This window comes from Geomonas sp. (genome assembly GCF_035254065.1).
Taxonomy (GTDB): domain Bacteria; phylum Desulfobacterota; class Desulfuromonadia; order Geobacterales; family Geobacteraceae; genus Geomonas.
Genome location: NZ_DATFBA010000120.1, coordinates 1 through 7937, shown reverse-complemented (window position 1 = coordinate 7937; position 7937 = coordinate 1). Strand labels below are relative to the sequence as shown.

The following is a 7937-nucleotide window of genomic DNA, read 5'->3' as shown; positions in this document are numbered from 1 at the left end:
TGGAACCCCTATGATGACTTTCGCATCGATATCGGAAAAAGTCCTTGCCGGCGGCAGGATTGACGAAGCAGAGGCCCTGTTCCTCAACGGTCACGAAGACCTCTTGGCCCTGGGCGACCTGGCCCAGACCGTCAACGAGAGGCGCAACGGCCGGAAGGTCTTCTTCAACGTCAACCGCCACATCAATCACACCAACATCTGTGTGAACCGTTGCCGCTTCTGTGCATTCTTCCGCACCGCTGAGCAGCCCGGCGCCTACCTGATGTCGCTGGACGAGATCAGGACGCGCGCGCAGGAGGCTGTCGGCCAGGGCGCCACCGAAATTCACGTGGTGGGCGGCCTGCATCCCGATCTCCCCTTCGAGTTCTACCTGGAGATGCTCTCCACCATCAAGGCCGTCTCTCCCGACCTGCACGTCAAGGCCTTCACCGCCGTGGAGATAGCCTATCTTGCCGACCTCGCCAAACTGTCCATCCCCGAGACCCTGGAGCGCCTGAAGCAGGCGGGGCTTGGCTCTCTGCCCGGTGGGGGCGCCGAGATCTTCGCGCCTGAGGTGCGCGACCAGCTCTGCCCCGAGAAGATCAGTGGGGCGAAGTGGCTGGCCATCATGGAACAGGTGCACGAGGCGGGGCTGAAATCCAACGCGACCATGTTGTATGGCCACCTGGAGACGGTCGCAGACCGGGTCGATCACATGCGGCAGCTGAGGGAACTGCAGGATCGCACCGGCGGCTTCCAGGTATTCATCCCGCTCGCCTTCCAGCCGGAGCATTCGCAGTTGAAGCTCGCCGGTTCCGGTACCAGCGGCGTCGACGATCTCAGGACCCTCTCCGTCGCCCGCATCTACCTGGACAACTTCGCCAACGTCAAGGCGTATTGGGTGATGTTGGGCGAGAAGATCGCCCAGGTCTCCCTGGCCTTCGGCGTCAACGATCTGGATGGCACCGTGGTCGAGGAGCGGATCGGGCACGACGCCGGAGCCGACACCCCGCAGGCCATGAGCCGGGACGCCATCATCGCCATGATCCGCAAGGCCGGGCGCATTCCGGTGGAAAGAGACACACTGTATAGAGAATTGCGGGTTTACTAAAGAACGAAGACATTTTCAACAGGGATGAAGGTGATGAAGGGGATAAAAGCAAAGACTAAAACTAAGATAGAGCAGTTTGTTTTTTAAGTACTGTTTTAACCAGAACATAATCTTTTAAGCTTTTATCCTTTTTGGTTTTATCCCCTTTATCCCCTTCATCCCTGTTAAATAAAAGCCTTTGACTTAGGATTTTGTGATGTTGAATGAAATAAAAAGAAAGATTGCTGCCGGCGAAGATGTTACATCTGAGGAGGCGCTCTGGTGCCTGACCGAGGGTGATCTGCTGGCGGTGGGACGCCTGGCGGACGACATCCGTAAGCAGATGCACCCGGAGGGCTGCGTCTCCTTCGTGGTCGACCGCAACGTCAACTACACCAACGTCTGCGAATCGAAGTGCAAGTTCTGCGCGTTCTACCGTGACCTCGGCGCTGACGATTCCTATCTCCTGGAGACCCCGGTGATCCTGCAGAAGATCCAGGAGCTGGTGGGCCAGGACGGCACCCAGCTCCTCATGCAGGGCGGCCTCCATCCCGGCCTCAAGATCGACTACTTCGAAAACCTCTTCCGGGAGATCAAGTCGCGCTTCCCGTCAGTCCAGAACCATTCGCTCTCTCCGGCCGAGGTCACCCACATCGCCGAGGTCTCCGGTCTCTCGCTCCCTGACACCATCGCACGCCTGAAAGCTGCCGGCCTCGATTCCATCCCCGGCGGCGGCGCTGAAATACTGGTGGACAGCGTGCGCGCCGAGATCTCCCCCAAGAAGATCGGCTGGCAGGGGTGGGCGGCCGTCATGCTGGAGGCGGCGCGCCAGGGGATGTCGACCACGGCGACCATGATGTTCGGCAGTCGCGAACGCCACGAGGACATCGTGGAGCACCTGATGCGGGTGCGCGACCTGCAGGCGAAAGGGGGCAGCTTCACCGCCTTCATCCCCTGGACCTACCAGCCGGGCAACACGGAGCTGGGCGGCTCCACCGCCTCCGGCGTGGAGTACCTCAAGGTGCTCGCCCTCTCCAGGATCGTGCTGAGGAACGTACCGAACGTGCAGGCAAGCTGGGTGACCCAGGGTGCCAAGATGGCGCAGGTGGCGCTCTTCTTCGGGGCCAACGACCTGGGCGGTACCATGCTGGAGGAAAACGTGGTCGCGGCGGCCGGTTGCCGCTTCCGGATGTCGCGCGAGGAGATGATCGCCCTCATCAAGGGGGCCGGCTTCACCCCGGTACGCAGGACGACGCTCTACAAAGAACTTGAGCGGTACTGAATAAAAGCGGTGACGTAAACGCTTCCGCCGCTTTACTTTACTACCTGCTTTTGGTTATAGTCAGTAAGTTCCCCGGATCAGTCTCTCAGAGCGACCAACGACGTCCGATTACCGCTGATCTATCCCCCACACAGTCATAGGGAAAGAAGGAGTTGTCATGATCACCCTGCGGAAGAACATCGCAGAGATGGCCGGCTATGTGCCCGGCTTTCAGCCGCAAGACGCAGCCTCCTACATCAAGCTGAACACCAACGAGAACCCCTACCCGCCTTCGCCGCGGGTGATCGAGGCGATCCTGAAAGAGACCGGGGAAGGGCTGCGCCGTTACCCGGACGCGGCGAGCTCGCTGGCACGTGAGGAGGCGGGGAGGCTGTACGGCTTCGATCCCTCCTGGATCATCCTGGCCAACGGCTCCGACGAGGTCCTCAACAACCTGATCCGCGCCTTTGCCGGCGAAGGTGAGGAGATCGCCTACGTGCATCCTTCCTATTCGTACTACGGCACCCTGGCCGAGATCCAGGGTGCACGGGTGCGGACCTTCGAGCTGAACGAGCGCTTCGAGCTGGAACTGCCGGAAGGATACGACTGCCGCCTCTTCTTCCTGACCAATCCCAACGCGCCGCTTGGCTTCACCTTCTCGCAGGAGTTCATCGCCAAGCTCGCCAAGCGGCTGACCGGCGTGCTGGTGGTGGACGAGGCGTACGCCGACTTCGCCGACGAGAACGCGCTGGAGCTGGTGCGCTCGATGGACAACGTGGTGGTGACCCGCACCTTCTCGAAGAGCTACTCGCTGGCCGGCATGAGGCTTGGACTTGCCATCGCGAGGCCCGAGGTGATCGCGGCGCTGAACAAGATCCGCGACCACTACAACGTCGACCGTCTGGCCCAGGTGGCTGCCGTCGCCGCTCTCAGCGACCAGGAGTACTTCCTTTCCTGCGTGGCCAGGATCAAGGAGACCCGCGAGTGGTTCACCGCCGAGTTGGTGAAGCTTGGCTACCACGTGATCCCTTCCAGCGCCAACTACGTCTTCGCCACTCCTCCTGACCAGGACGGGGCCAAGGTCTACCAGGGTCTCTACGACCGCAAGATCCTGGTGCGCCACTTCAGCGACCCGCGGCTTCGCCAGGGACTGCGCATCTCCATCGGCACCAGGGAAGAGATGGAGCGCACCATCGAGGCGCTGCGCGAGATCGCAGCCACCCCCCTGTAGAAGCACAACCCCTCGCCCCTGCCCCTCTCACCTGAAGCGGCGAGGGGTGACAACAGGACAGGTAAAAAGAGGCCAGCAGTAGCAACGAGAAAATTGGACACTATCACTTGATTCCAAAGTGAAAAGGTTGTAATCTTTGTCGGGTTGTACGGAAAACCAACAGATAGCATGCAAGATGCGGAAACGGACGGCAACTTTTGCAGATAAAAACTAACGGGCGACACAATCCCGCTTCTGACCTACTGGTCACTGACCAATCCACCCTCAATCAGCTCGTCGAGCGCCTCTCTCAGGAGACCGTGCTTGCCTTCGACCTGGAGGCCGACTCCCTGCATCACTACGCGGAGAAGGTCTGCCTGATCCAGGTCTCCTCGACCTCCGAGACTCGCCTCATCGACCCCTTGGCCTCCCTCGATGTCCGGGCCCTCGCCCCCATCTTCGCCAATCCCGCCATCAAGAAGATCTTCCACGGCGCCGATTACGATATGCGCTCCCTTTACCGCGACTTCGGCATCGAAGTGGTGAACATGTTCGACACCATGATCGCCAGCCAGTTCCTGGGCGAAAGCGAGTTCGGCCTGGCCGCTCTTCTCAAGAAGCGCTTCGGGGTGGAGCTGGACAAGCGTTACCAGAAGGCGGACTGGAGCAAGCGCCCCTTGTCGCGGGAGATGATGGAATACGCGATGAAGGACACCTCCCTGCTGATCGAGCTTTACCGTCAGCTGGAAAGCGAGCTGAAGGCGAAGGGGAGGCTGGCCTGGGTGGAGGAGGAATCCGAACTGGTGGCCGGCGTCCGCTACGCCTCGCGCGAAGGGGAACTGATGTGCCTCCGCTTCAAGGGTGCCAACAAGATGAAGCCGCGGGAGCTCGCGGTGCTGGAGGAGTTGCTGCGCTTCAGGGACGAGAAGGCCAAGGCGGCAGATCTTCCCCCGTTCCGGATCCTGGGCAACGACCTCTTGCGGGAGCTCGCCGAGAAGCAGCCGCGCAACAACTTCGAGCTGGTCGGTATCCACACCATGTCCAGTAAGCTGATCGAGAGGCTGGGGCGGGGATTGCTGCAGGCGGTGAGTGCCGGCCTGGCCGTTCCCCAGGAGAAGCTGCCGCAGGCGCAGCCGGGGCGCCGGCCGGTCCTGGACCGGCTGCAGGATGAGCGGGTCAAAAAACTCAAGGTCTGGCGCGAGGGTAAGGCGGCAGAACTGGGGCTGGGCGTTGGCCTGGTCGCCAACAACACCCTTTTGGAAGCCCTCGCCGATCCCGCCTCGCCGCAGCTGACCCTGCTCAAGCGCTGGCAGCGGGAAGCCTTCGGAGACGAATTGGCCGGGCTTATCGGCTGAAACTGTCGCTCCAATTGGAGAGAAAAGGGCGGCATTCCGAGAGGAGTGCCGCCTTTTTTGCAGCTTCCGATACCGTTTTGACTCTATTCACCGACACACCTTCACTCCACGGCAACTCCCCCTGTCCCTCCGGCCCCCCTATCCCCGCAAATGGTTCAGCAGTACTTCGACTTGTGGCGGCAGTTATTTCCGGAGGAATTCCCTCACACAACCGATCTCCGGGGGGAGAGTCGACTCTTTTAAAATCCCGCAAAGAACTATAAACTTCTTATAAGTGGCTGGAGAAGCGAAGGATTGAGTGCGGATGCTGTCACGGGCGCTGCCTTTCCTCTTTCATCGGTCGGATGTCACAACACGGATGCCGTTAGCGCAGATCCTGATCAAGGATCAGACAACGGTGCCGCTCGGCTGATTCATGATTAGAAAACGTTGTGACTTTCTTTGCCATGATGTATAACTGAAGATCTCGGGAGGGCTTGTGAGGTGAGGTATGAACCTTTATGTGGGCACAAGCGGCTACTCCTACCCGGAATGGAAGGGGACCTTCTATCCGCAGGATCTCTCCGATAAGCAGATGCTTCACTTCTACGGTGGCATGTTCCGGACCGTGGAGATCAACAACACCTTCCACAGGATGCCAACCCTTCCGCTCTTGGAGCACTGGGCGGGCGAGGTGCCGGCCGATTTCAAATTCGTGCTGAAGGCTCCCCAGCGGATCACCCACTTCCAGCGGCTACTGGATGCCGACGACTCGGTTTCCTATCTGGTCGAGGTGAGCGGGGTGCTGGGTGTCAGGCTGGGCGCGCTCCTGTTTCAGTTGCCGCCCGGACTGAAAAAGGACCTGCCGCGGCTGCGCGACTTTCTCGCGCTGTTTCCGCCGCGCCGCCGGGTGGCTTTCGAGTTCCGGCATGCATCCTGGTTCGACGAAGAGGTCTACGCGCTGCTGCGTCGCCACGATGCCGCGATGTGCATCGCCGAGGCCGATGAGCACGTGGAGGTTCCCTTCGTCTCCACCGCGAGTTGGGGCTATTTGAGGCTTCGGCGCGAGGACTACGGCGCTGCCGAGTTGAAGAGCTGGGTCAAACGGGTAAGGGAAGCAGGCTGGCAGGACGCCTTCGTCTTCTTCAAGCACGAGGACGCGGCGAAGGGGCCGCTGATGGCAAAGAGGTTCCTGGAGCTGGCGGGATAGTGCCGTTTCTCCGACTCCCAGACCTGTCGGACTTGTCGGACCCGTCGGACCGGCCCAACAGGGCGAGGAAGACATGGCTGGTAAACGGTCGAATTGCGACTAAGGAGGGAACATGGCGGGAGTAATCTGGAAGATCATCAAGACCGCGGCGACCAACGTCCCCTGGGCGCGCATGGTTCAGAACGCGCCGGCGGTGGTGGACCTGGTAGAGCGGGTCAAGGAGCACTTCATTGCGGGAGGGCAGCACAGCGCGTACGAGGAACTGGCCGCGCTCAGGGAGGAGAACCTCAGGCTGGCCGATGCTCTCCAGCAGACCGCCGGCCGGGTTGAGCAACTGACCAAGGCCCTGGAGGTGGTGGTGGCCAGGCAGAAGATGCTGACCGTGGCGACGGTGGTTTCCCTGCTGCTCGCCATCTCTTCCCTGGTGGTCTGGCTGGTCAAGTAGCCTAGCCGATATCCCCCCAGTGAAACTGCAAAATGGAGAGGATGGCGAGGCCGGCGGTTTCCGTCCTCAGGATGCGGCGCCCCAGGGTGACAGGGGTGAAGCCGCTCTCCACCGCCCGCGCCACCTCCTCGGCGGTTAGCCCACCTTCCGGCCCCACCACGATGGCCACCGATTCGGGCGGCTGCGCGTGTGCCTGCAAGGCCGCCCGAAGGCCGTTTCTGTGTTCATCTTCCCACAAAAGAAGCTTCACTGACTGGTCCGCTCCCTTTAGGACCTTATCCAGGCTGCCGCCCAGCGAGACGGCGGGAGGGGAGAGGCGACCCGACTGCCGGGCCGCCTCCTGGACGATCTTCTGGCAGCGCTCCAGACGTGAAGCGGAGCGCTCACCGCTGAGCTTCACCACCGAGCGCTCACCCTCGAAGGCAACTATCCGCGCGATCCCCAGTTCGGTGCACTTCTGCAGGATCAGGTCGAGCTTTTCCCCTTTCGGCATCCCCTGGTACAGGGTGATCCGCACCCCCGCTTCTTCCTCGCGAGGCTGTTCCTCCCGCGTGATACGAACCGTCAGGCTCTTGGCGCCCACCTCTTCGATGACCCCTTGCAGCAGGCGGCCCCCCTCCTCGGTCAGCCCAACCTCGCTCCCCGCCTTCAGGCGGAGCACCCGCGCCATGTGGCGGTACAGCTCGCCGGTCACCGTGACGCTGTCGCCTGAGACCTGGTTGTCCCCCAGGAAGAAGTTCCGCATCGCTTAGCTCGCCTTCCTGAGGGTGAGGCAGCTCCACTCCGCGTCCCGGGGATTCTCCACCAGGCTAAGCTCCGGGAAGCCCGCACGCACGAACTCTTCCTTTTCGGTCAGGATCCCCGACAGGATCAGCCAGCCTCCCGGCGCCACCGTCGCGATCAGCTCGGGGGCAAGCCGCACCAGTTCTTCGGCCAGGATGTTGGCCACCACCACGCCGAACTCCCCTTCGATCTTCTCCAGCGGCGTCGTTGAGGTCGCGACCGAGGTGATCTTGTTGAGTGCCAGGTTCTCCTCGGTCACCCGGACCGCCTCCGGATCGATGTCGATGGCGACGATCTCCTCGGCCCCCATCAGCGCGCCGGCGATGCTGAGCACGCCGGAACCGGTCCCCACGTCCAGCAGGCGGCGGGGGAGCTTGCCACCGCATGCCTCAAAGCAGATCCTCTCCATCGACTCCAGGCACATGCGGGTGGTCGGATGCGCACCGGTCCCGAAGGCCATGCCGGGATCGATCTCGATCACCAAGTCTGCCGCTTGCTTTTGGTACTCTTCCCAGGTCGGCTTGATGACCAGCCGCTGGCCGATGCGTACCGGCTTGAAGTGGACCTTCCAGTTGTTTGCCCAGTCCTCGGTCCGGATCACGGTGATGACCGGGGGATGGTAGAC

8 protein-coding genes are annotated in these 7937 nt (G+C 61.6%); 6 read left to right on the top strand and 2 right to left on the bottom strand.

Going from position 1 to position 7937, the window contains the following annotated elements; genetic code table 11:
* Nucleotides 1–13 precede the first annotated feature (13 nt).
* From mqnE to VJ604_RS06020, 6 genes are all read left to right on the top strand, one after another.
* Entirely contained in the window at nt 14–1090 is a 1077-nt protein-coding gene (gene mqnE, locus VJ604_RS06045) for an aminofutalosine synthase MqnE (RefSeq protein WP_324080663.1), read from the top strand.
* A gap of 196 nt (nt 1091–1286) precedes the next feature.
* Nucleotides 1287–2351 (top strand): cyclic dehypoxanthinyl futalosine synthase, encoded by a 1065-nt coding sequence (gene mqnC / locus VJ604_RS06040; protein WP_324080661.1) that lies wholly within the window; start codon nt 1287–1289, stop codon nt 2349–2351.
* 157 nt (nt 2352–2508) lie between these two features.
* On the top strand, nt 2509–3561 hold the full coding sequence (gene hisC / locus VJ604_RS06035; protein ID WP_324080659.1) for a histidinol-phosphate transaminase: 1053 nt from the start codon (nt 2509–2511) through the stop codon (nt 3559–3561).
* Between the two features lie 203 nt (nt 3562–3764).
* Nucleotides 3765–4895, top strand: coding sequence for a ribonuclease D (locus VJ604_RS06030; RefSeq protein WP_414652395.1), 1131 nt, complete (start codon nt 3765–3767; stop codon nt 4893–4895).
* 490 nt (nt 4896–5385) lie between these two features.
* Nucleotides 5386–6084, top strand: a complete 699-nt coding sequence (locus VJ604_RS06025) for a DUF72 domain-containing protein (protein WP_324080655.1) — start codon at nt 5386–5388, stop codon at nt 6082–6084.
* Between the two features lie 112 nt (nt 6085–6196).
* The gene (locus tag VJ604_RS06020) at nt 6197–6529 is read left to right on the top strand and encodes a hypothetical protein (RefSeq protein WP_324080652.1); all 333 of its coding nucleotides are present in this window, start codon (nt 6197–6199) and stop codon (nt 6527–6529) included.
* Between the two features lies 1 nt (nt 6530).
* Here VJ604_RS06020 and VJ604_RS06015 read toward each other — a convergent pair whose 3' ends face one another.
* Together VJ604_RS06015 and prmA are read right to left on the bottom strand one after the other, a co-directional pair.
* Complete coding sequence (locus VJ604_RS06015) at nt 6531–7274, bottom strand: 16S rRNA (uracil(1498)-N(3))-methyltransferase (RefSeq protein WP_324080650.1); 744 nt, start codon at nt 7272–7274, stop codon at nt 6531–6533.
* A gap of 3 nt (nt 7275–7277) precedes the next feature.
* The coding region (gene prmA / locus VJ604_RS06010) for a 50S ribosomal protein L11 methyltransferase (RefSeq protein WP_324080648.1) at nt 7278–7937 on the bottom strand (660 nt) is incomplete at its 5' end.